The organism is Streptococcus sp. UBA3373 (assembly GCF_002360305.1).
In the GTDB taxonomy this organism is placed as follows: Bacteria; Bacillota; Bacilli; order Lactobacillales; family Streptococcaceae; genus Streptococcus; species Streptococcus alactolyticus.
Genome location: NZ_DEQF01000006.1, coordinates 9,337 through 31,621, shown reverse-complemented (window position 1 = coordinate 31,621; position 22,285 = coordinate 9,337). Strand labels below are relative to the sequence as shown.

General features: G+C 41.7%; 17 protein-coding genes. 3 read left to right on the top strand and 14 right to left on the bottom strand.

Going from position 1 to position 22,285, the window contains the following annotated elements; all coding sequences use genetic code 11:
* Nucleotides 1-18: 18 nt before the first annotated feature.
* The 3 genes from adhE to B3R79_RS01215 form a co-directional block, all read right to left on the bottom strand.
* Entirely contained in the window at nt 19-2,700 is a 2,682-nt protein-coding gene (adhE, locus tag B3R79_RS01225) for a bifunctional acetaldehyde-CoA/alcohol dehydrogenase (RefSeq protein WP_293693203.1), read from the bottom strand.
* A 389-nt stretch (nt 2,701-3,089) separates the two neighbouring features.
* The gene (gene rpsO / locus B3R79_RS01220; RefSeq protein WP_003063161.1) at nt 3,090-3,359 is read right to left on the bottom strand and encodes a 30S ribosomal protein S15; all 270 of its coding nucleotides are present in this window, start codon (nt 3,357-3,359) and stop codon (nt 3,090-3,092) included.
* 159 nt (nt 3,360-3,518) lie between these two features.
* Complete coding sequence (locus B3R79_RS01215) at nt 3,519-4,694, bottom strand: MFS transporter (protein WP_168261105.1); 1,176 nt, start codon at nt 4,692-4,694, stop codon at nt 3,519-3,521.
* Between the two features lie 89 nt (nt 4,695-4,783).
* On the opposite strand from B3R79_RS01215, the gene B3R79_RS01210 reads away from it, so the two are divergent.
* Both B3R79_RS01210 and def read left to right on the top strand, forming a co-directional pair.
* On the top strand, nt 4,784-5,428 hold the full coding sequence (locus B3R79_RS01210; protein WP_168261104.1) for a cyclic nucleotide-binding domain-containing protein: 645 nt from the start codon (nt 4,784-4,786) through the stop codon (nt 5,426-5,428).
* 67 nt (nt 5,429-5,495) lie between these two features.
* The gene (gene def / locus B3R79_RS01205) at nt 5,496-6,110 is read left to right on the top strand and encodes a peptide deformylase (protein ID WP_154454101.1); all 615 of its coding nucleotides are present in this window, start codon (nt 5,496-5,498) and stop codon (nt 6,108-6,110) included.
* A gap of 58 nt (nt 6,111-6,168) precedes the next feature.
* Here the strand turns inward: def and B3R79_RS01200 are convergent, their stop codons facing one another.
* The 11 genes from B3R79_RS01200 to B3R79_RS01150 form a co-directional block, all read right to left on the bottom strand.
* The gene (locus B3R79_RS01200) at nt 6,169-6,714 is read right to left on the bottom strand and encodes an NADPH-dependent FMN reductase (protein WP_293693202.1); all 546 of its coding nucleotides are present in this window, start codon (nt 6,712-6,714) and stop codon (nt 6,169-6,171) included.
* Between the two features lie 71 nt (nt 6,715-6,785).
* Complete coding sequence (locus tag B3R79_RS01195; RefSeq protein WP_168261101.1) at nt 6,786-7,238, bottom strand: MarR family winged helix-turn-helix transcriptional regulator; 453 nt, start codon at nt 7,236-7,238, stop codon at nt 6,786-6,788.
* A gap of 67 nt (nt 7,239-7,305) precedes the next feature.
* Complete coding sequence (locus B3R79_RS01190) at nt 7,306-11,700, bottom strand: PolC-type DNA polymerase III (protein ID WP_293693323.1); 4,395 nt, start codon at nt 11,698-11,700, stop codon at nt 7,306-7,308.
* A gap of 195 nt (nt 11,701-11,895) precedes the next feature.
* The gene (locus tag B3R79_RS01185; protein ID WP_204984698.1) at nt 11,896-13,752 is read right to left on the bottom strand and encodes a proline--tRNA ligase; all 1,857 of its coding nucleotides are present in this window, start codon (nt 13,750-13,752) and stop codon (nt 11,896-11,898) included.
* Nucleotides 13,753-13,888: 136 nt separating this feature from the next.
* Nucleotides 13,889-15,151 (bottom strand): RIP metalloprotease RseP, encoded by a 1,263-nt coding sequence (rseP, locus tag B3R79_RS01180; RefSeq protein ID WP_154454104.1) that lies wholly within the window; start codon nt 15,149-15,151, stop codon nt 13,889-13,891.
* Nucleotides 15,152-15,238: 87 nt separating this feature from the next.
* A complete protein-coding gene (locus tag B3R79_RS01175; RefSeq protein ID WP_168261098.1) occupies nt 15,239-16,033 on the bottom strand; it encodes a phosphatidate cytidylyltransferase in 795 nt (264 codons plus the stop codon).
* An 11-nt stretch (nt 16,034-16,044) separates the two neighbouring features.
* Nucleotides 16,045-16,794 carry an isoprenyl transferase gene (locus tag B3R79_RS01170; protein ID WP_168261097.1) on the bottom strand — a complete coding sequence of 250 codons (750 nt, stop codon included), beginning with the start codon at nt 16,792-16,794 and terminating at the stop codon, nt 16,045-16,047.
* Between the two features lie 147 nt (nt 16,795-16,941).
* A complete protein-coding gene (gene yajC, locus B3R79_RS01165) occupies nt 16,942-17,307 on the bottom strand; it encodes a preprotein translocase subunit YajC (RefSeq protein ID WP_293693201.1) in 366 nt (121 codons plus the stop codon).
* 156 nt (nt 17,308-17,463) lie between these two features.
* A complete protein-coding gene (gene galE, locus B3R79_RS01160; protein WP_168261095.1) occupies nt 17,464-18,462 on the bottom strand; it encodes a UDP-glucose 4-epimerase GalE in 999 nt (332 codons plus the stop codon).
* 9 nt (nt 18,463-18,471) lie between these two features.
* The gene (gene galT / locus B3R79_RS01155; RefSeq protein WP_168284763.1) at nt 18,472-19,941 is read right to left on the bottom strand and encodes a UDP-glucose--hexose-1-phosphate uridylyltransferase; all 1,470 of its coding nucleotides are present in this window, start codon (nt 19,939-19,941) and stop codon (nt 18,472-18,474) included.
* A gap of 19 nt (nt 19,942-19,960) precedes the next feature.
* Nucleotides 19,961-21,133, bottom strand: a complete 1,173-nt coding sequence (locus B3R79_RS01150; RefSeq protein WP_293693200.1) for a galactokinase — start codon at nt 21,131-21,133, stop codon at nt 19,961-19,963.
* Between the two features lie 153 nt (nt 21,134-21,286).
* Between B3R79_RS01150 and B3R79_RS01145 the strand changes: the two genes are divergently transcribed.
* A complete protein-coding gene (locus B3R79_RS01145) occupies nt 21,287-22,285 on the top strand; it encodes a LacI family DNA-binding transcriptional regulator (RefSeq protein ID WP_293693199.1) in 999 nt (332 codons plus the stop codon).

Genomic DNA, 22,285 nt, shown 5'->3' with positions numbered 1-22,285 from the left:
GGCTTTAAACAACCGACATTAGAACATGTCAATCAAAAGTTGTTTCAATTCTGAGATGTATGGTTGACGTGGATTAGCTGGTGTACATTGGTCATCATAAGCCAAGCTTGCCAAACGATCTACTGCAGCGTCAAAGGCTTCTTTGGTTACGCCGTTTGCAGAAAGTGATGGCTCAACATCAACAGCACGCATCAACTGGTCAATACGTTGGCAAAGTGCTTCTACCAATTCAGCATCGTCTTTACCTTCTAGACCGATGTAACGAGCAATGTTTGCGTAGTCTTGTTGTGCACGGTACTCTTCGTAACGTGGGTAAACAGAGCGTTTCACATTACCAGTTACCCCGTTGTAGCGGATAACGTGTTGCATTGCGATAGAGATAGCTAGACCGTGTGGAAGGCCGAACTCACCACCTGTTTTGTGAGCAAGTGAGTGGTTGATACCTAGGAAGGCATTACCAAACGCCATACCTGCAATCGCTGCTGCGTAGTGCATGTTTTCTTTCGCTTTTTCACCACGAAGCGTTGGGTTCTTAGGATCGTAGTTATAAGCATCTTCAAGGTTTTCCATAATCAATTTGATTGCTTCAAGTGACCATGGACGTGTGAAGTCAGAAGCCATAACAGATACGTAAGATTCAAGGGCGTGTGACAACGCATCAAGACCTGACCAAGCTGCTGTACGTTTTGGCACAGTCATAACGAATTCTGGGTCAACAATGGCAACTTGTGGTACCAATTCATAGTCAGCAAGTGGGTATTTCACGTGAGTGTAATCATCTGTGATAACAGCAAATGGTGTGATTTCAGCACCTGTACCTGAAGTTGTTGGGATACAGAATAGACGTGTTGCTGTTTGGTGTTTGAATTTCACGATACGTTTACGGATATCGATGAATTTTTGTTGCAATTCTAGGAAGAATTCGCTCACTGCATCGTAGCTATCAAGGAATTCAGCACCACGGTCAAGAGATACTTCGTAAATCAAGCGAGCAATTTTAGAAGCGTCAATGGCAGATCCACCACCGATAGCAATAACAGTATCTGGTTTGAATTCGCGCATTTGTTTTGCAATTTCAATAGTTTGACCAAGTGTTGGGTCTGGTTTGATTGTTCCGTAAAGTGATGTTTCTACTTTTTCATCACGAAGTGCCAATTGGGCATAAACAGTATCAACGAAACCAAATTGAACCATTCCTGGGTCAGCAACGATCAACGCGCGTTTCATTGGCTCATACTCATCTTGCAAGTATGAAATAGCATTCTTTTCATAGTAAGTTTTTTCTGGTAAGCGAATCCATTGTGGACGGTTACGACGTTTAGCAACCGTTTTAATATTGAGGAGATCGCCAGTTGAAAGGTTGTGTGACAATGAATTTTTCCCCCATGATCCTGTTCCTAATGTCAAGCTAGCTTTAAGTGCGTCAGTGTAAACATCACCGATACCACCAACTGAGTCTGGTTGGTTAACCAATACACGTGAAGCTTTCACAGCGTCTCCATAGACAGCTACAAATGGATCTGCTTGAGAACCGATTTGGATGCCAACGTTATGCCCAGCACCCTGATAGTCAAGAAGAGCTGATACAATTTCGATACCTTCTTCGCGTGTTTCTGCTTTGTAAACTGAAAGAAGTGGAGAAAGTTTTTCTGATGATAGCTTTTCACCTATGTTAGCTTTGTCAAGTTCGAACAAGAGAACATCTTTGCCTTCTGGAAGAGCCACACCTGCTTTTTCACAAATCCAAGTTGCAGGCATTCCGGCAACTGGTCCGTTTACACCGTGGTTAGCGTTAAAGACGAAGTCTTCAATTTTCTTGTAGTCTGATTTAGGAACAAGGTATGCCCCTTTTTCTTGCATTTTTTGCATCCATGTGTCGTAGATGTCTGCAGCAACAACCGCTGAGTTTTCAGTAGCACAAATCATACCATTGTCAAAACGTTTAGACATCAACAAATCTTCAACCGCACGGTCAATATCAGCAGTTGAATCAACGTAAACAGCACCGTTACCTGCACCTACACCCATTGATGGGTTTCCTGATTTAAGGGCTGCATTAACCATACCAGGTCCACCAGTAGCCAAGATTGACGCAATGTTTTTGTTTTGGATAAGGGCTGATGTGTTCGCAAGTGATGGTGTTTCAATCCATTGAACAATGTTTTCAGGAGCCCCTGCTTTAACGGCTGCATCGTATAAAATTTTTGCCGCATGAGCTGAACATTTTTGAGCTTGTGGGTGGAAGGCAAACACGATAGCGTTACGTGTTTTCAAAGCCACCAAAATTTTGAACATTGTTGTTGATGTTGGGTTAGTTGTTGGAACAATCCCTGCCAAAACACCTAGAGGAGCTGCGATTTGGATGCTGCCTGCAACCTTGTCTTCCCCAATGATACCAACTGTTTTTTCATTTTTGATACGTTCGTAAACGTACTCAGTTGCAAAGTGGTTTTTGGTATCTTTATCTTCAACAACACCACGACCAGTTTCTTCGTGTGCTTCTTTTGCAAGTTCCAAAGATGCTTCTGAACCTGCAAGTGCCATCGCTGCTACAATTTTGTCAACTTGTTCTTGTGAGTAAGTCGCATAAATACGTTCAGCTTCAAGCGCTTTTTCAACTAAAGAATCTGTGTATTGTTGTGCCAATTCTTCAGCGCTCAACTCATTTGTCTTTACTTCTGCATTGTTTGTTTCAGCCATTAAAAGCCTCCTTTATAATACCTTAAAAATTAATATTGTTATCGAAGAAAAATCTTACGATATAATTCCGTAACTTAGAGTCAAAACAGGACAACACTTAAAACTGATCAAGAGGTCTAAGTGGCGTTCAGCCGATCATCAAGTAAAAGGAATCATCACCAACACTTTGTGTTATTGTGATATTCTTCACTAATTATATTAACGTTTTTTAAATAAAATGTCAAGCTGTTTTTTGTAAGCTTTTTCATTTTTATTTTTATAGTCTTGTAAAGGGATACATTTTCCCCAAGTAAACTAATATACTTTTAATGTTTTATTCTTAAAAAAGCACAGAAAAAAAGCCTGCCAAAAGCATAGGCTCTTGACAGGCTTTGAACAGTCGTTTGTGATTAGCGACGAAGTCCAAGTGATGCGATCAATTCGCGGTAACGGTTAACGTCTGTACGGCGAAGGTATGCCAAAAGGTTACGACGGTGACCGATTTTTTTCATCAATCCACGGTAAGTAGCGTGGTCTTTTTTGTGTTGTTTAATGTGCTCGTTAAGGTGGTTGATTTCCCAAGTAAGAACAGCTACTTGAACTTCAACTGAACCTGTGTCACCTTCGTGACGTGCGTATTGAGCGATGATTTCATTTTTTTTCTCTTTTGAGATTGCCATATCTTTTCTCCTTTATAATGCTTCATCCGAGTCATAGGGTTTGGCGTTTCCTATAACCAAGAAAAAGTTACTTGTCTTACGACACCAATTATTGTAGCAGATAATGACTGATTTTGTCAAAGATTTTTTCTCTATCTCTCAAAAATACCTGCTCTTTTTTTACGAATTAACACACACCGTTTTGCGTGAAAAGTAAGCTTTTAAAGCTAAAATCAAACTAATCACCAAGCTAATCACACCATAAATGATAAAGGCAAAGGTTGGGTGTGGGTTAATTTTTGAAAAGAGGTTTAAGGTAATGGCCGCACTGGCTCCTCCAAAGTTACAAAAGAGCAAAATCAAGGTTGTGGCATCACCAATGAGCTGAGCAGGCATTTTATTAGAAACAACGTTAAAGACGGTTGTCACAATGATACTATACAAGAAGCCTGATAACATAGCACCTAGTAGCATAATCCAAAGGTTTTGAGCAAAACCAAGCATAAACAAACCAAGGGCAAATGGAATAAGCGACACGGTAATCAAGTGTCTGTTGAAATAAGACAACAAGCTCTTAAAGAGGAAACCTGACAAAATCCCCATGAGCATCATACCACTTAAAATCATACTGGCTTGGCTAGGACTTCCTAGGTGCAATTGGTCGATAATAACTGGAATACGAAGGCTATTGGCACTATTGATGTTAATCACAAAACCAGCGAGCAACGACAATCCGACAATAAAGAAAATGTCATCTTTGGTGAATTTGGCTGAAGAACGTTCTTGAACCACTTTTTCCGTTATGCGTTTTTTGGGAGAAAAAAGAAGGTAAAAGAACAAAACAGGCAAAGCAAATAGGTAGATGATAAAAGCCCAAGACCAATCAATCGGAACCAAGAAACCAACGATTCCTGTTAAAAAGGCACTTCCCAAAACTTCAAAAGACCCACGCAAACCAAGCATTTGGGCGCGTTCGTGTCCCTCATAGGTTTCGCTGATGATACTAATGGCACGAGAGTTAATCAAGCCAATCCCAATTCCCAACAAGATACGTGATACCACCACAAGGCTGTAATCTTGACGAACGACAGGCAAACTACCACCAAAAGCAATTAAAAGCAAACCAATGATAACACTCACACGTTCAGACAAGACACGATTTAAAAAAGGATTTAAAATCAAAATGCCCATGATTGTAAATGAGGTAATCGAAAAAAGAAACTCAACTTGGCTTGTCGCATAACCTTGTTGTTGATAAGTCGCAATCATTTGCGGTAATGCTGTCGAGGTTGAGAAGGTCGAAACGAGCATCAGAGATAAAGATAATAAGCTCAATTTCTCTAAAAAGGTTTTCATAACAACTCCTTACTTGTTTTTTTGGCTAAAACAAGTATAATCAATGTTGACACATAAAAATAGGACTTTTGTCACATGAGGAGGGTTACGTGTCGCTAGAAGCGCTTACCAAAGAATACCAGTTAAAGTCGATTTTTCCAGAACACTATTTTGATAAATTACACGTTTTTAGGCTACCTGCTGGGGAAGCCATTTGCCACCAAGGGGAAGAGTTGACGGCTCTTTCTTATTTTGTGGAAGGCAAAGTCAAAATTGTCCGTCGTTTGTTTAACGGCAAGGAGCACATTTTAGACATCAAAGACAAGCCAACCTTGCTTGGGGATATTGAGTTATTGACTAATCAGCCTGTAGTATCATCAGTGATTACACTTGAGGACTCGGTGGTGGTCCAACTTCCCTTGGCGGGCATTCGCGAGGAATTGCTGGCAGATAATACCTTGCTATTAAACCTCAGCAAGGGCTTGGCGCAATCGCTTTACGACCAAAATATCCGTGCTTCGACCAACCTAAATTACACCTTGAAAGAACGCTTAGCCACGCATATTTTAGCGGTGGAGGACAAGGGCTTATTTACCTTAGAATTAAAGAGTCTGGCGGATTCGTTTAGTGTTAGCTACCGCCATTTGCTGCGCGTGATTCATGAGCTGATTGATTTGGGCATTATCGAAAAAGAAAAACCCTACTACCGCATCAAAGATATGAGCCAGTTAATCGCCCTCAAAATCACGAATTAAGCCTTTAGCTTTCTGCTTGCCTTGTTTTGTGCTATAGTGTTATTAGAGAATGAAAAGAGGAGGAATTATGTCTGCTATTAAAAAATTAGTCAAACCGAGTCATTTAATCAATATGGATGATATCATTCGTGAGGGAAATCCAACCCTTCGTGCCGTTGCGCAAGACGTAACTTTCCCATTGTCTGACGAGGAAATCATCCTAGGCGAAAAAATGCTACAATTCTTGAAAAATTCACAAGACCCTGTAACGGCTGAAAAAATGGGCTTGCGTGGTGGTGTTGGTTTAGCCGCTCCACAATTGGACATTTCAAAACGCATTATTGCTGTTCTTGTGCCAAATCCTGAGGACAAAGACGGCAACCCACCAGAAGAAGCTTACAGCTTGCAAGAGGTTATGTACAACCCTCGCGTTGTAGCACATTCTGTGCAAGATGCTGCGCTTGCTGATGGTGAAGGCTGCTTGTCTGTTGACCGTGTTGTCGAAGGCTATGTTGTCCGTCATGCACGCGTTACTGTGGAATATTTTGACAAGAACGGTGAAAAACACCGCGTTAAATTAAAAGGGTACAATTCAATCGTTGTGCAACACGAAATCGACCACACAAACGGTATCATGTTCTACGACCACATTGACCCTAAAAATCCATTTGCCGTTAAAGAAGGCATGCTCATTATTGACTAATAAGCATCGAAAAAACGACTTTGCCCCTCATGGGCAAGGCCGTTTTTTCATTGCCATTTTAATTTAAAGCTGCTAATAAAGCCGCTGCTTGCTTGTCAAGATCAACTAACACTTCGGCTGTTGGAACAAATACACCATCTACCCAAGCTGAATCGTTGATATGTGACATGGTGATGTTATCAACAAATTGGGTACGGATAAATGGAAGCAAGGCGCGGTAGCTTTCTGCCACTTGTTCGTGGCCGCCGTTTGCTACGATAGAAACGGTTGTGACTTTTTCGTTGATTGCTGATGGTCCTCGTGGGTCAGATAAGTCTAACGCACGAGATAGCCAGTCCAAAAGATTTTTAACAGAACCTGGAATAGCAAAGTTATAAACAGAAGAAAAGATCCAAATCGCATCTGCGTCTAAAACAGCTTGACGAGCATCTTGGACTGCTTTTGGCAAATGAGCCTCTAAATCTTGTGAAAAGACTGGAACTTGTGACCAATCAAGGTATCTAACTTCTGCTTTGCCTGCCAAGGCTTTTTTGGCGTTCTCAGCCAATTGTTCATTGAAAGACCCTTTGCGCAATGAACCAACAATAAATAATACTTTTTTCATACGTTTTCCCTTAATACAAGCGATAACTCGTTTATCACTACATAGTAATTTCTATAGGCTTATTGTATGCTTTATTTTGGCTTTTGTAAATGATTATGCTCACGCGGTTTGAATTTTTTGAGCAAGCGAATGAGTTCAAGCTGTTCTTGAGGGGTGAGAACGGCAAAGGTTTCCTCGATTTTGGTGATGTGGTGCGGCAGGGCACGATCAATGACTTGGCGTCCTTCCTCTGTCAGCGTGACTAAATAAGCACGTTTGTCATTAGGGCAAGTGGTGCGCGTGACCCAGCCTTTTTTCTCCATATTTCTGATGACAACAGTCATATTGCCCGAAGTCGCCAAAATGCTTTCCAACAGCTCTCCGATTTTCATAGGCCCCTTGCTATAAAGCACATCCAGCACGCTAAATTGAGTCGGGGTGAGGCCGTCGGCTTTAAAGGTTTCTGACACCGTGGTATCAATGGTCCGAAAAGCCTTACGCATGACGACCATGGCTTTCACAGCTTGATTTGTTAATTCAGACATCTTTTCTCCTTGCTTTTACGAAAAAACGAACAAAATGCCTTTGCTCGTTTTTAGGGACGCTTAACATCTATAAAAAGTCATCAAATAAACTTAACTGGTTATCTTCTGGCATGTTGCCAAGAATGCCCATTTCGTCCATTTTATCAACCAATGTAGCAGACACGCCACCACGTTTTCTGAGTTCCATTTTTGAGAGGAATTCGCCTTCTTCACGCGCCTTGACAATTTGTTTGGCAACGTTTTCACCCAATCCATCCATGGCAATAAATGGTGGTATCAAGGTGTTGCCGTCAATGATAAACTCAGTTGCATTGCTACGGTAAAGGTCTAATTGACCAAAGGTGTAGCCACGCTCAAGCATTTCATTGACCAATTCCAAGGTGGTGTATAGGTCGATTTCCACGTTAGAGGCTTCGTTGGCCTTGCGTTTGGCAGCAATATCCTCCATGCGTTCTTTCACCGCATCAAGACCTGCACTCATGGTTTTAAGCTCAAAAGCCTTGGCACGAATTGAAAAGTAGGCACAGTAATAATACAAAGGATAATGTACCTTGAAATAAGCCACGCGGAGCGCCATCAACACATAAGCCGCTGCATGGGCTTTAGGGAACATGTACTTGATTTTTCCACAAGACTCAATGTACCAGTCAGGCACATGATTGTCACGCATGGCAGTGATATAGCCATTGCGCTCTTCGTCTGAAATTTTCAGCCACATGCCCTTACGCACGCGCTCCATAATGGTAAAGGCCATTTTTGGCTCCAAACCTGCGTGCATGAGGTAAACCATGATATCGTCACGACATCCGATAACGGTTTTTAGAGTCGCAATGCCCTCTTTAATCAAATCTTGGGCATTTCCCAACCAAACATCAGTACCGTGTGAAAGCCCTGATAACTGGAGCAATTCCGCAAAAGTGGTCGGATGGGTTTCTTCGACCATGCCTCGAACAAAGTTAGTCCCAAACTCTGGAATTCCCAGCATACCTGTCGGCGTTCCAATTTGTTCTGGTGTGACACCAAGCACCTCTGTACCAGAAAAGAGGGCCATGACATCGGGATCATCCGCTGGAATGTCTTTGGGATCAATGCCTGACAAGTCCTGTAATTTTCGAATCATGGTCGGATCATCATGACCGAGAATATCGAGTTTCAAGACGTTTTCATCGATATCATGGAAGTTAAAGTGCGTGGTCTGCCATTCCGCTGACAAATCATCGGCTGGGTATTGAACAGGGGTAAAATCGTAAACATCCATGTAGTTTGGAATAACGACAATCCCTCCTGGGTGCTGTCCTGTCGTCCGTTTGACACCAGCTGCGCCTTGTGCCAAGCGTTCCACCTCAGCTTCAGGGTAGAATTTACCATAATCACGCTCATAGCCTTTGACAAATCCGTAAGCCGTCCTATCCGCAACAGTACCAACGGTTCCTGCACGAAAGGCATATTGTTCCCCAAAAATATCACGCACATCCAAGTGAGCAGATGGCTGGTCGTCCCCTGAGAAGTTCAAATCAATATCGGGTACCTTGTCCCCATCAAAACCAAGGAAGGTTTCAAAAGGAATGTCGTGGCCATCTTTTTTGTAACGAGTGCCGCATTCTGGGCAATCTTTATCTGGCAAATCATAGCCAGACCCCACGGAACCATCTGTGATGAATTCTGAGTGTTGGCAATTTGGGCAGACATAGTGCGGAGGCATAGGATTAACCTCGGTAATCCCAATCATGGTCGCCACAAAACTTGACCCAACAGACCCACGCGAACCTACCAAGTACCCACGCTCATTGGAACGGATAACTAGCATCTGTGACGCCAAGTAAATCACGGCAAAGCCATTCCCCAAAATAGACGTCAGTTCTTTTTCAATCCGCAAATCAATGATATCGGGCAATGGGTTGCCGTAAATTTCAAAGGCTTTTTGGTAGGTCATCTCCGCCACGCGCTCTTCGGCTTTATCAAGGAAAGGCGTGTACAAATCTTTTTTGACCACTTCAATCTCTTCAAAACGGTCTGCAAAAGCATTGGTATTGGTTACGACGATATCATAAGCCAACTCCTCACCCAAAAAGGCAAACTCATCCAGCATTTCATTGGTGGTGCGGAAATGAGCCTTAGGCAGTGGAGCAGGCTTGGCATCTTCACCACGACCGATAGGACGGTTAATCATGGCCCCTTGCCCTAAGCTTCGGACAATAATTTCACGGTAAATCTCATCCTCAGGCTCGATATAGTGCACATTTCCCGTCGCTAAAACGGGCTTATTCAAACGGCGGCCTACCTCGATCAAATCCCGAATGACCTGATGAATGCCTTCTTCGTCCTTAATGGTGCCATGAGCCAGCAAAGGAGCATAAATAACTGGCGGCATCACTTCGATAAAATCATAGTATTGTGCCACCTTGACCGCTGCATCAACCCCCGATGACAAGATCGCATCAAAGACTTCTCCTTCCGAACAAGCCGTTCCTACAAGCAAGCCCTCGCGGTGAGCATCTAAAACTGTTCTTGGAATACGCGCCACACCTTCAAAATATTTCACATTTGACAAACTGACCAGCTTGAACATATTTTTCAAACCTGTTTGGTTTTGCACGTAAATAGTGGCGTGCTTGACACGGGCTTTTTTGTAAGAATCCTCAGCAACCAGCTTGGTGTTTAAATCCATCATACTGGTCAAACCGTGCTTCTCACGGGCTTCCTTCAAGAAAATAAAGAGCAGGCGACCCGTAGCTTCCGCATCGTAATTGGCCATGTGGTGATGCTCAAGCGATACTTGGAAACGCTTGGTCAATGGTCCCAAACCATGGCGTTTGTACTCTGGATAAAGATTGCGGGCGAATTCCAGCGTGTCAATGACAGGCTGGGTAATCGTTGGCATACCGTGACGCTCATAGTTCGCATTCATAAAACCAACGTCAAAGGTGGCATTGTGAGCAACGAGAATGGTATCCTTGCAGAAATCTTGGAACATCTGCAAGACTTGTTCAATTGGTTTAGCATTGCGGACATGATTATCCGTAATCCCTGTCAACTCAGTTGTAAAGGCAGATAAATGGTGCCCTGGATTGATAAATTCATCAAATTGCTCGACGATATTGCCCTTGTACATCTTAGACGCCGCAATCTGAATCAAATCGTTATTGACCGCAGAAAGTCCTGTGGTTTCCACGTCAAACACGACATAAGTCGCTTCGTTTAGGTCCAAATCAGCAGGATTGTAAGCAATTGGTACCTTGTCCTCAACGATATTGGCTTCCAAGCCAAAAATCGCCTTAATTCCATTTTTTCTAGCCCTATGATAACCATGCGGGAAACTTTGCACATTGCCGTGGTCGGTAATGGCAACAGCCTTATGCCCCCATTTCGCAGCAGTATCAATCAATTCTTCCACGGTTGGCAAGGCATCCATGGTGGACATATTGGTATGAGCGTGAAATTCCACTCGTTTTTGACCTTCTGGCATGAGGTCCTTGCGCTCATGGTGCACAATTTCTTTGACATCTTGCACATTCATGGTCAAGGCATGGGTGAAGCGGTTGTTTTCCACATTTCCACGCACACGCAACCAAGCACCTTTGGCAATCATATCGTATTTTTTTAATTCATCATCGTCTTTAGCCCATTTTTGCAAGGCAAAGCTAGAGGTGTAGTCTGTCATTTTGAAATTGATGATGTGGCGGCCTGTTCGTGTGGTCTTTTTCTCCACATCAAACACCATTCCCTCAAAGACGATACGATTTTCTTCCGTGGTCACTTCGACCATTGGCGTGATTTCAGCCTTTTCAAATCCTGCTTGACGCTGTTTAGCACGTTCTCTAAAGTCAGGGGCTGGTTTTGGTGCTTCTTCAACTGGCGGCATGGTTGCTTCTAATGATTTCACGGCTTCACGGTTGTCCTGCACCGCTTTTTCCACTATAGCCTCACGATTAGAAGTAAAATCCTCCGTCAAAGCTTGCGTCATTACCTCATCCGAATGAATATCAAAAGCCACCCGACCAAAGCCAAAGGCTTCAAATTGACGCGTGAGATTGGGCAGATGATTTTTGCGAAAATGCTCATTGTTGACAAAAGCTGGCGCTTCAATCACCACTTTTTGCCCATCATAAGCTACTTTTAATTTGCTAAAAGACGCTTTAAAACTCGCACTGTCACAAGGTGCGTGTTCAAAAGCCTCCTCATAATAAGCTTGCAATAAGGGTTGTGAAAAATCAACCGTTTCTGCTTGAATGTCAAAGGTCGCCTTAATATCGGCTTGTTTGAAGGTCTGAACCAAACGATAAGACAGTTCACGGTAGATTTCAATAGGCAAAATTTCTGCAAATGAAAAATGGAATTCCCAAAGGCGAGAAACAGAATGCACCTTGACCTCACGAATATCGGCAGATGAAAAAGCAGGCGATTGTCGCATTTCAAGCGGCATCTCAATTTGCTCCATCAATTTCTTAAACAATTCTGACATCATGCGTAAACGACCTCAATTCCAAAAACTAACTAGCCACAAGGACTGAATAAAAGAGGAAACACGTGTCATGTTTCCCTTTGTCAAAAGCGTATTTTTTTCATTTTACCATAAAATAGGACTTTTTTCGATATTAAGCTGCCCCTTTTGGGTAAAGACAAAACAATCTGAACCCAAGGTCCAGATTGTTAAGGATTATTGTTCTTTGGTTAAAATATCAAGGGTTTCAATGAGGTTTTCTACATTGACTTCAATAGTGTCACCAGTTGCCTTGATTTTCACTTCGACGATACCATCTTCAGCTTTTTTACCAACAGTGACACGGATTGGCAAACCAATAAGGTCGCTATCTGAGAATTTAGAACCAACGCGTTCATTACGGTCGTCAACTAAGACCTCGTAACCTTTAGCAACCAAATCTGCTTCAACTTTAGCTGTCAATGCTTGAGCAGCTTCGTCTTTCACATTGACAGTGATGACGTGCACATCAAATGGTGCCAATTCTTTAGGGAAGTTAATACCCCACGCAAAGCGGTAAGCACCTTTTGGTGTTTTCGTCACAAAGAGGCGAGCGTGTTGTTCAATCACAGCTGACAAGATACGGCTAACTCCGATACCGTAGCAGCCCATAATAATTGGCACAGCACGACCATTTTGGTCAAGAATCGTTGCACCCATGCTTTCAGAATAACGCGTTCCCAATTTGAAAATGTGACCAATTTCAATACCACGCGCAAATTTAAGCGTTCCTTTACCGTCTGGTGAGATTTCACCTTCTTTGACTTCGCGAATATCAACGTATTCTGCCTCAAAATCACGACCTGGGTTGACACCTGTTAAGTGGTAACCATCTTCATTTGCCCCAACAACTGCATTTGCCACATCTTGAACATTGCGGTCAGCCACGATACGCACATTTTCTGGCAATTGAACAGGTCCAAGTGAACCAAAGTTTGCTCCAAAGACTTTAACAGCGTCCTCTTCGCTAGCTGGGTCAAGGAAATCAGCCCCAAGATAGTTTTTCAATTTCACTTCGTTGACTTGGTCATTACCAACCAAAAGCGCCACTACAGGCTCATTATCAGCGATGAATAGAAGGGTTTTAATGGTTTGGCTTTCTGGCACGTTTAAGAAAGCAGCCACTTCGTCAATGGTTTTGCAATTTGGTGTTTCCACACGTTGAACGTCTTCTTGAGCAACCACTTTTGTTTTTGGTTTGTATTCGTTGCTTGCCATTTCCAAGTTAGCAGCGTAAGTTGACTCTGTTGAGTAAGCAATCGTATCTTCACCTGATACCAACCATGACGCCAATTCTTTCTTGATATCTTCTAAAACATCTTCAGGAATTTCGTCCATTGAGGCAATAGACTTGTCAAGAACTACCCAACGGTCAAGGTCTGTACGGTCTGGTGTAATCGCCATAAATTCTTGAGAATCTTTACCACCCATGGCACCACCGTCACCAATAATACCTTTGAAATCAAGACCCGCGCGCGTGAAAATAGCTTCATAAGCTTTGCGGTATTCTTCGTAAGTCACATCCAAACCATCGTAATCCGCATGGAAACTGTAACCATCTTTCATGATAAATTCACGCGTACGAAGCAAACCATTACGAGGGCGTTTTTCATCACGGTATTTTGATTGGATTTGGTAGAGATTTAACGGCAATTGTTTGTAAGATTTAACCGCATCACGCACCAAGCTAGTGAAGGTTTCTTCATGTGTTGGACCAAGGATAAAGTCAGATTTGTCACGGTTTTTCAATTTATAAAGGTCTTCACCGTAAGTTTCGTAACGACCTGATTCACGCCACAAATCAGCGGTTAAAAGCGCTGGTGCTAACATTTCAACGGCACCGATTTTTTCAAATTCTTCGCGCATAATGGCTTTGAATTTCTCAATCGTACGGTTCGCTAAAGGAAGGTAGGCATAGATACCAGCTGATACTTGGCGAACGTATCCAGCACGAACCATCAAAGCATGGCTAATAACTTGGGCATCACTTGGCATTTCGCGAAGTGTAGGGATAAGCATTTGTGATTGTTTCATAACACGATAATGGCGATTTTCATGAAAATAAGCAAGCTTTTCATCTAACCTTAGCTTACTTATCCTCTTGTTCATGGCAAAATCGCCTAAATTCCTTTCCAAAATAATTATAGTAACGAATTGTAGTCAGCTGCCTTTAGAAAAAGACACGCATGATATCATTCCATGTGACCGCAATCATCAAAACAAACAAGATGGCAACTCCTGCCAAGGTAATATACGTTTCTGTTTCTTGTTTTAGCGGTTTTCCTCTAACCATTTCAATCAGATTCATCAAAATTTTACCACCATCCAAAGCTGGGATAGGGATCAAATTGGCAATACCTAAATTCATTGACAAGGTCGCTAACAAATAAACAACAGAGATTAAACCGTTTGATGCGGCTTGGCTAGACGCTTCGTAGATAGCAACTGGACCACCTAGCTTGTCTAAGCTAAATTGGGAAATCAGGCTTCTCAAGGCACTTAAAATCATTGTTACACTTTGGCCAGCGAGTTTAAAGCCACCTGTCACCTTGTCCCAAAAACCTGTTTTTAGACCAGGGGAAACGCCGATGAAATAACTGCCATTGTTCTTTTTCGGACGAACAGCCACATTTTCAACCGAACCTGATGTGGTCTTGACAGTCACGTCAATGGTATCACCCTCTGACAAATGGTCGGTCGCTTTTGAAACGGCATCAGACAAGTCATCCCAATTTGAAACCTCGTAATTGGCGATTTTTAAAATACGGTCACCACTTTTAACACCAGCTTCCTGCATGGCACCATCTGGCGTCACTTGAATCACGTTAGACGCTGTGTTTGGAACCCCACCTTGCATAAAGACAAGGACGATAAAAGCAATTGTTCCTAAAATAAAGTTGTTTAGAGGCCCTGCAAAGTTAGTGATTAAACGTCCCCAAACAGTCGCATTTTGATACTGAACATCAAGGGGAGCGATACGAATTTCCGTGCCGTCCTCTTCCACGATGGTTGCATCATGATCAACGGCGTAAGTTTTGGTTTCGTCCAATACCAAACCAGTGATTTCAAGTTTGTCTTCCAAATCATACGACGTCACATTCATTGGAAGAGCAGTGCGGTCCAATTGTTTTTGCGATAAATTGATACGCGTCACCACACCGTCTGCGTTTAGCGTGAGGCTGGCAGGCGTTCCTGTTTTAATGTCAGTTGTATCCTCACCCCAGCCTGCCATTCGCACATAACCACCTAAAGGCAGGATACGAATGGTATAAGCGGTACCTTCTTTGTCAATATGCGAGAAAATCCTAGGACCCATTCCGATTGAAAATTCTCTAACCAAGATACCAGATTTTTTGGCAAAATAGAGATGCCCAAATTCGTGAACCACCACTAAAATACCAAAAACAATAATAAAGGTTAAAATTCCGAGCATTTGACTCCTTTCCATACGGCAGGAAAAATGATAGAATTCCTATTCTTCTAACAGAACAGGAATTATCAATACCCTATTAAATCGTGTTTAAAATAGACCAAAAAGGTGCATAATTGGGAAAACAAAAATCATTGAATCAAAGCGGTCCAAAATACCACCATGCCCAGGAATCAATCTTCCAGAGTCTTTCACCCCAAAATGACGTTTGATGGCACTTTCCACCAAGTCACCAAATTGCCCAAAAACACTAAATAAAGCAACGTAAAGCAGCATCGCCAACAAATGATGCGGCGCATAAACGGCTTTATCAACCAGCATAAAGACAAGTGATACCACCATCGCACAAACCACACCGCCTAAACTACCTTCGATGGTTTTATTAGGCGATACTTTTGGCAAGAGCTTACGCGTACCAAAACGGCGACCAATCATGTAAGCGCCAATATCCGTCGCCCACACAATAAAGAGGGCAAACAAGACTTTATCCAGACCGCTCATTCGAGCAGCAACAAGATTTTGGAAACCAATACCAACGTAAAGGCTTGAGGCAATCGGATAAGCCGCGTCCTCAAACGAATAGTCATCGCTGTTGATAACCGTTCCTGCTAACAATAAGAAAACCAAAATCCCATAAACTGAGAAACTCGAATCAATCGGCAATGATGGGAAATAGTGGTCCAAAGGCACCGTCAAAACAAAAGCACCCAGCATGGCTAAAGCCCCTTCAAGTGAGAAGAATTCTAGCCCCTTCATGCGTAACATCTCAGCGACACCAATCATCGCTAACAGACCTACAAAAACCTGAAAAGATAAGCCGCCCCACAGTAGAAAAGGCAGAAAAATAACTAAGGCAATTGCCCCCCAAATGACACGTTGTTTCATGTTAGCCCTTTCTATATTCCACCAAAACGACGCTGACGCTCGTTATACGATTCAATAGCTTTCACCAATTCGTCCCCTTTAAAATCAGGCCACAAAACAGGTGTGAAGTAAAACTCACTGTAAGCCGATTGCCAAGGCAAGAAATTGCTCAGACGCAACTCGCCACTTGTTCTGATAATCAAGTCTGGGTCACGATACAAATATGGTAAATGATTGGTCATCAAGTGATTGGCAATCACTTCTTCTGTGATATCATCAGGACTGATATTAGCCTCCAATACTTCTTGCGCAATCATTTTCACCGCTTCTGTGATTTCTGCACGACCACCATAATTCAAGGCAAAATTTAAAATCAAGCCTGAGTTGTGTTTGGTTGTTTCGCAAGCACGATTCAAAGCATCTAAAGTAGCTTCTGGAAGTCGCTTGGTATCCCCAATCACTTGCACCCGAACGTTATTGGCATTCAATTCTGGGACGTATTTATCAAAGAATTCCACAGGTAAATTCATGATGAAGGACACTTCGCTTTCAGGACGTGACCAATTTTCAGTTGAAAAAGCATAAACGGTTAAAATCTTAACACCTAGCTGTGACGCTTTTATTGTGACTTCTTGAAGGGCATCCATTCCCGCTTTGTGCCCCATCACACGAGGCTGCATGCGTTTTTTTGCCCAACGACCATTACCATCCATGATAATCCCGATATGGTTGGGAATCTTATCTAGATGAGGCGTTTTTTCTTTTCTTCTAAAATTAAACATAAAAATTCCTTACCAAGTATATGCTCGTTATATTTTATCATAAAACGCGTATTTTTTCTCTACTTATTACCCAGTTTTACATAGTTTTTACCCACAATCCTCAGGCCAAAAGAAAAAATCAGATGGTTTTTCCACCTGAATTGATTTTTAGTCTTCGCTTTTAACCGCTGTATCAGAATCAGAATCTGCTTCAATAGCTTGATCTTCTTCAACTGGTGTTTCCACTTCTTCGATAACAGTTGTTTCAATGGTATCTTGAGCTGCTTTGTTTACAACACGTTTCAAAGCGCTTAATTCAAAAGTCAAATAAATACCATCAACGTCCAAGACCATTTTTTTGTTATCTGTATCCACTTCGTCAATGATACCGTAAAGACCACCGATTGTAACGATTTCATCGCCTCTATTTAAAGCATTAAGCTGATCTTGACGTTCTTGAGCTTGTTTGCGTTGTGAACGTTGCATAAACCAAAGCAACCCAATCATCACAACCAACATAATAATTGTTCCCATATCTATCCTCCAAAATTATAAGGTCAAATTTTACTATACCAAAATTACCTACTCAACGCAAGAATTGACCGTAAAAATGTCCGAAATCAAGGCGTTTTTCATCCTTTTTCTAGCATCAGAAGAAAGCACCAAGTTTAGACTTGATGCCTTAACATTTTATCTGTCGTTATAGCCATTTGGATGGCTTGAATGCCATGCCCAGGCTGAAGCGATGATTTTTTCAATATCATCAAATTGTGGTTTCCAACCAAGGATTTCACGCGCTTTTTCTGATGACGCTACCAAAGTATCTGGATCACCAGGACGACGCCCTGCCAATTCTGCTGGGATTTCCTTTCCTGTCACCTTACGAGCTGCTTCAAGCATTTGCAAGTTTGAAAAACCTGTTGATGAACCAAGGTTAAAAGCAGTTGATGGATTGCCCTCACGCAAGTATTTGACTGCTAAAAGGTGAGCATCCGCCAAATCAAATGGGTGAACGTAATCACGAACATTCGTTCCATCTGGAGTGTTGTAATCATTTCCAAAAATCATGATTTTGTCACGCACACCTTGCGCCACTTGTAAAATGATTGGTAACAAGTGGGTTTCAGGTCCATGATCTTCGCCGATAGACCCATCAGGTTTCGCACCCGCAACGTTGAAATAACGAAGAGGCACAAACTTAATACCATAAGCTTGGTCAGACCATTTCATAATGGTTTCCATCATTAACTTACTTTCGCCGTAAGGATTGATTGGGCGTTGAGGCGTTGTTTCCTTGATTGGAATTTCATCTGGAATACCATAAGTTGCTGCTGTTGATGAGAAAACAATGTATTTAATACCAAATTCATTCATCACTTCAAGCAATTTAATCATGCCAGCAGTGTTGTTATCAAAGTATTTCAATGGTTTTTCCATTGATTCTGCAACCAATGAATAAGCTGCAAAGTGAATGACAGCATCCACATCAGGATTTTCTGTGAAAACCTTACGCATGAAATCTTGATCAGCAAGATCTCCTTGATAGAATTTTGCGTCAGGATGAACCGCTGCACGATGTCCTGTCACCAAACTATCGACAACAACAACTTTTTCTTCACCTTTTTCAATTAAACGATCAACCATGTGAGAGCCGATGTAGCCAGCTCCACCAAGCACTAAAATTGACATTTATTTCTCCTATTCTAACCCAATGCCATTTACAAAACGCATAAAGGCTTTTTGACCTTTTTCATCACGTTTGTAAACACCGGCATCTTCTAGAACACGAACAAAAACGTGTCCAACTTCTTCTTGTACAATATTATGCACTGTATCAGCCGTAATATCCGTACGTTTTTTAATCTCATCTGCCCAATCTTTATGATAGTCAGCGATTTCATTATACTGGTTCAAAAGATATTTTTCAACTTCTAGCAGTTCATCTTTCAGACGTGGCGGTAAAATAGCTAACCCCATAACTTCGATAAGTCCAATATTTTCCTTTTTAATGTGTTGCACATCAGCATGTGGATGATAAACACCGTCTGGAAATTCAGCTGTCGTGTGATTGTCTCGAAGAACGATATCCAGTTCAAATTGACCATCACGTTTGCGTGCAATTGGAGTAACTGTGTGATGTGGTGTGTCGCCTGTATAAGCTAATACATCAACACTTTCGTCAGAATAATCGTACCATGCCAAACGAATTTTTTCAGCCAACTCAACCAAGCGTGCCTTGTTTTGACTACGTAAACGGAGCACTGACATTGGCCATTTGACAATACCTGCTGTCACATCAGAATAACCTTTAAAATGAAATTCATTGTCCAGCTCGGCTATTTCCATTGGAAAGACATGACGACCACCTTGATAGTGATTGTGTGTCAAGATTGACCCACCGACGATTGGCAAGTCTGAATTTGACCCAGCAAAGTAACCTGGGAAAATATCGACAATATCAAGTAACTGCGCAAAAGTATTTTTACTGATAACCATCGGCACATGCTCAGTATTTAGAATAATGCAATGTTCATTAAAATAGGCATATGGTGAGTATTGGAAGCCCCATTTTTCATCGCCAAGATTCAAGCGAATGATGCGGTGATTAGCACGCGCTGGGTGATTAATTCGACCTTGATAGCCTTCATTTTCCATACATAACTGACATTTTGGATAAGAAGACGCCTTGGTTAACTTAGCAGCAGCAATTGCTTTAGGGTCTTTTTCAGGTTTTGATAAATTAATCGTAATCTGAATATCACCGTATTGTGACGGCGTCGTAAAGGCAATATTTTTGGCAATTGCAGCGATTTTAATGTAGTCATTACGTTTGCTTAGGTCATAAAAATCTGCGACAGCTTGTTGAGGAGATTTAGCATAAGTGTCCCAGAAACGACGATTCACCTGACTCGGGATTGGTGTGATGAAGTTCATCAATTCAGCACCCAAGCAATCTTTTTCTGCCATTAATTCGCCGACTTTGCCATTTTTTACAGCTAAGTCAACCAACTCTTCTTTGAGAGCAATTAAATCTGTTTCTTGCGTTTCTTGCTCTGCTCCATCCTCACCCACAAGGGCTAGGACACGGTTACGCAAGTAAAACATATCATCTTCTGTATAGTCGCTTGCTTCAATTACCTTAGCGACAAAAGTATCTAAAAGTTTCATTTTATCTCTCTAATCTTAATTATTTTCTAGATAAGACACGTGAACCATCAGCGATTTCAGCAATGTAGAAAGCTGGCGCATAACCAACTGTTTCAGTGTAAATTTGCCCAACGTTTTTAGTAAATTCATCAACTTTATCTTTAGCAACAATAGCAATACCGCAGCCACCGAATCCCGCTCCTGTCATACGAGCTCCGAGAACTCCTTCTTGTTGCCAAGCAGTGTGAGCAAGGGTATCAAGTTCGATACCTGTTACCTCATAATCATGCTCAAGTGAGACATGTGAGGCATTCACCAAACGACCAAATTTTTCAAGTTCACCAGCCATCAAAGCTTCTTTGGCTTGAAGGGTACGTTGATTTTCCCAGACAGCATGGCGGGCACGTTTGAGACGATTTTCATCTTTAATAAGATAGCTATATTCGTCAAAACTTTGCAAATCAAGTTCACCCAATGTCTTGATATCAAGCACTTGGTTAAGTTCTTCTACTGCTTTTTCACATTCTGCACGACGTTCGTTATATTTTGAATCAGCAAGCTCACGACGTTTATTAGTATTCATGATGACAATGACATTGTCACCAAGATCAAGTGGAACAAGTTCATATTCTAATGTATTTGTATCAAGGTAGATAGCTTGTTTGTCAGCACCCATACCGATGGCAAATTGGTCCATGATACCAGAATTTACTCCGATAAATTTATTTTCTGTTTGTTTACCAATTTTTACTAAGTCTAAACGTTCAACTTCAAGGTCAAATAATTCTTCGGCTACGATACCGACCAAAAGTTCTAGTGAGGCTGATGATGACAAGCCAGAACCATTTGGAATATTACCGTTGACGTAAAGTTCAAAACCACTATCAATTTTGTGACCAGCTTCTTGCAAGAATTTAATGACACCTTTTGGATAATTTGTCCAGCTATCTTTCTTATCAAAAGTAAGATTATCAAGTGACACTTCAATAATACCTAAATCATCAAAGTTAGCTGAATAAAAACGAAGTGTTTGATCGTCACGTTTGCGAGCTGCACCGTATGTTCCAAGGGTGATAGCCGCTGGGAAAACATGACCGCCATTGTAGTCTGTATGTTCACCAATTAGATTAATACGACCTGGTGAGAAAAATGTAGCATCGGCTTCTGTTCCAAAAACATTAATAAAAGCTTGATTAAGTTCTTTCGTATTCATGGGGGTCTCCTTTTTTTATTGCTTTATTATGATTACGGTTTCATTTTACTGTCTTAGTTAAAACATGTCAATGATATTTACTAAAGTTTTACTTAAAAGCTTTATTTTTCCTAATGATGTGATATAATACTATCAAGAAAGAAGGGATGACCTATGGCTACATTAAAAGATATCGCAAAGCTAGCAAATGTTTCATCAGCGACCGTCTCACGTGTCCTTAATAAAGATAAAACCCTCTCAGTTGGTGAAGAGACACGTCACCGTATTTTGACAGTTGCTGAAGAATTAGGTTACGAAAAACACAAACGCAACACAAACATCACACAAGAACGTCAAAAGATTGCCATTGTCCAATGGTATAGTGAACAAGAAGAGTTAAACGACCTTTACTATTACAGCATTCGTATTGGTCTTGAAAAACGTGCTCAAGAACTGGGTTATGACGTTGTACGCTATTTTAACAATGACATTCTAACGATTTCAGAAAGTATTAGCGGGATTATCGCTATTGGTAAATTTTCAGACCAACAAATTCACAGTCTAGAAAATCATTCAAAAAACCTAGTTTTCGTTGATAGTGATACTTTAAATGCTGGTCACCCTTGCGTCACTACGGATTTTGATAACGCCGTTGTCAAGGTTCTCGATTATTTCATGAAAAAAGGATTTACTAAAATCGGGATGATTGCTGGGGAAGAACGTACAACTGACCAAAAAGAACTCATTGTCGACCAACGTTTCCGTACCTTTAAAAACTATGCTTACGAAAATAATCTCTATAACCCTGACTATGTCTTTGTAGGAGATTTTTCTGCCCCATCAGGATACGCTTTGATGAAAGAAGCTATCGAAAAATTGGGCGACGACCTTCCACAAGCTTTCTTTGTTGCAAATGACACTCTAGCCATAGGTGCCCTTCGTGCGCTTCAAGAAGCTAATATTGCTGTTCCTGACCGCGTCAGCCTCATTTCTTTCAATGACACACCTCTAACGAAGCAGGTCTTTCCTGCTCTATCCAGTATCACAGTCTATACTGAAGAAATGGGACGCACAGCTGTTGCTATCTTAAATCGCCAACTTATCAAACGCCACACCGTCCCAACAATGACAAGACTAGCTACCAACTTGACTTTACGTGATAGCACAAAATAA

Excerpts from the sequence above, each read along its gene's own strand:
- adhE (WP_293693203.1), bottom strand. The coding sequence starts at position 2,700 with ATGGCTGAAACAAACAATGCAGAAGTAAAGACAAATGAGTTGAGCGCT.
- rpsO (WP_003063161.1), bottom strand. The coding sequence starts at position 3,359 with ATGGCAATCTCAAAAGAGAAAAAAAATGAAATCATCGCTCAATACGCA.
- B3R79_RS01215 (WP_168261105.1), bottom strand. The coding sequence starts at position 4,694 with ATGAAAACCTTTTTAGAGAAATTGAGCTTATTATCTTTATCTCTGATG.
- def (WP_154454101.1), top strand. The coding sequence starts at position 5,496 with ATGTCTGCTATTAAAAAATTAGTCAAACCGAGTCATTTAATCAATATG.
- B3R79_RS01200 (WP_293693202.1), bottom strand. The coding sequence starts at position 6,714 with ATGAAAAAAGTATTATTTATTGTTGGTTCATTGCGCAAAGGGTCTTTC.
- B3R79_RS01195 (WP_168261101.1), bottom strand. The coding sequence starts at position 7,238 with ATGTCTGAATTAACAAATCAAGCTGTGAAAGCCATGGTCGTCATGCGT.
- B3R79_RS01190 (WP_293693323.1), bottom strand. The coding sequence starts at position 11,700 with ATGTCAGAATTGTTTAAGAAATTGATGGAGCAAATTGAGATGCCGCTT.
- B3R79_RS01185 (WP_204984698.1), bottom strand. The coding sequence starts at position 13,752 with ATGAAACAATCACAAATGCTTATCCCTACACTTCGCGAAATGCCAAGT.
- rseP (WP_154454104.1), bottom strand. The coding sequence starts at position 15,151 with ATGCTCGGAATTTTAACCTTTATTATTGTTTTTGGTATTTTAGTGGTG.
- B3R79_RS01175 (WP_168261098.1), bottom strand. The coding sequence starts at position 16,033 with ATGAAACAACGTGTCATTTGGGGGGCAATTGCCTTAGTTATTTTTCTG.
- B3R79_RS01170 (WP_168261097.1), bottom strand. The coding sequence starts at position 16,794 with ATGTTTAATTTTAGAAGAAAAGAAAAAACGCCTCATCTAGATAAGATT.
- yajC (WP_293693201.1), bottom strand. The coding sequence starts at position 17,307 with ATGGGAACAATTATTATGTTGGTTGTGATGATTGGGTTGCTTTGGTTT.
- galE (WP_168261095.1), bottom strand. The coding sequence starts at position 18,462 with ATGTCAATTTTAGTGCTTGGTGGAGCTGGCTACATCGGCTCTCACATG.
- galT (WP_168284763.1), bottom strand. The coding sequence starts at position 19,941 with ATGAAACTTTTAGATACTTTTGTCGCTAAGGTAATTGAAGCAAGCGAC.
- B3R79_RS01150 (WP_293693200.1), bottom strand. The coding sequence starts at position 21,133 with ATGAATACGAAAGAACTTAATCAAGCTTTTATTAATGTTTTTGGAACA.
- B3R79_RS01145 (WP_293693199.1), top strand. The coding sequence starts at position 21,287 with ATGGCTACATTAAAAGATATCGCAAAGCTAGCAAATGTTTCATCAGCG.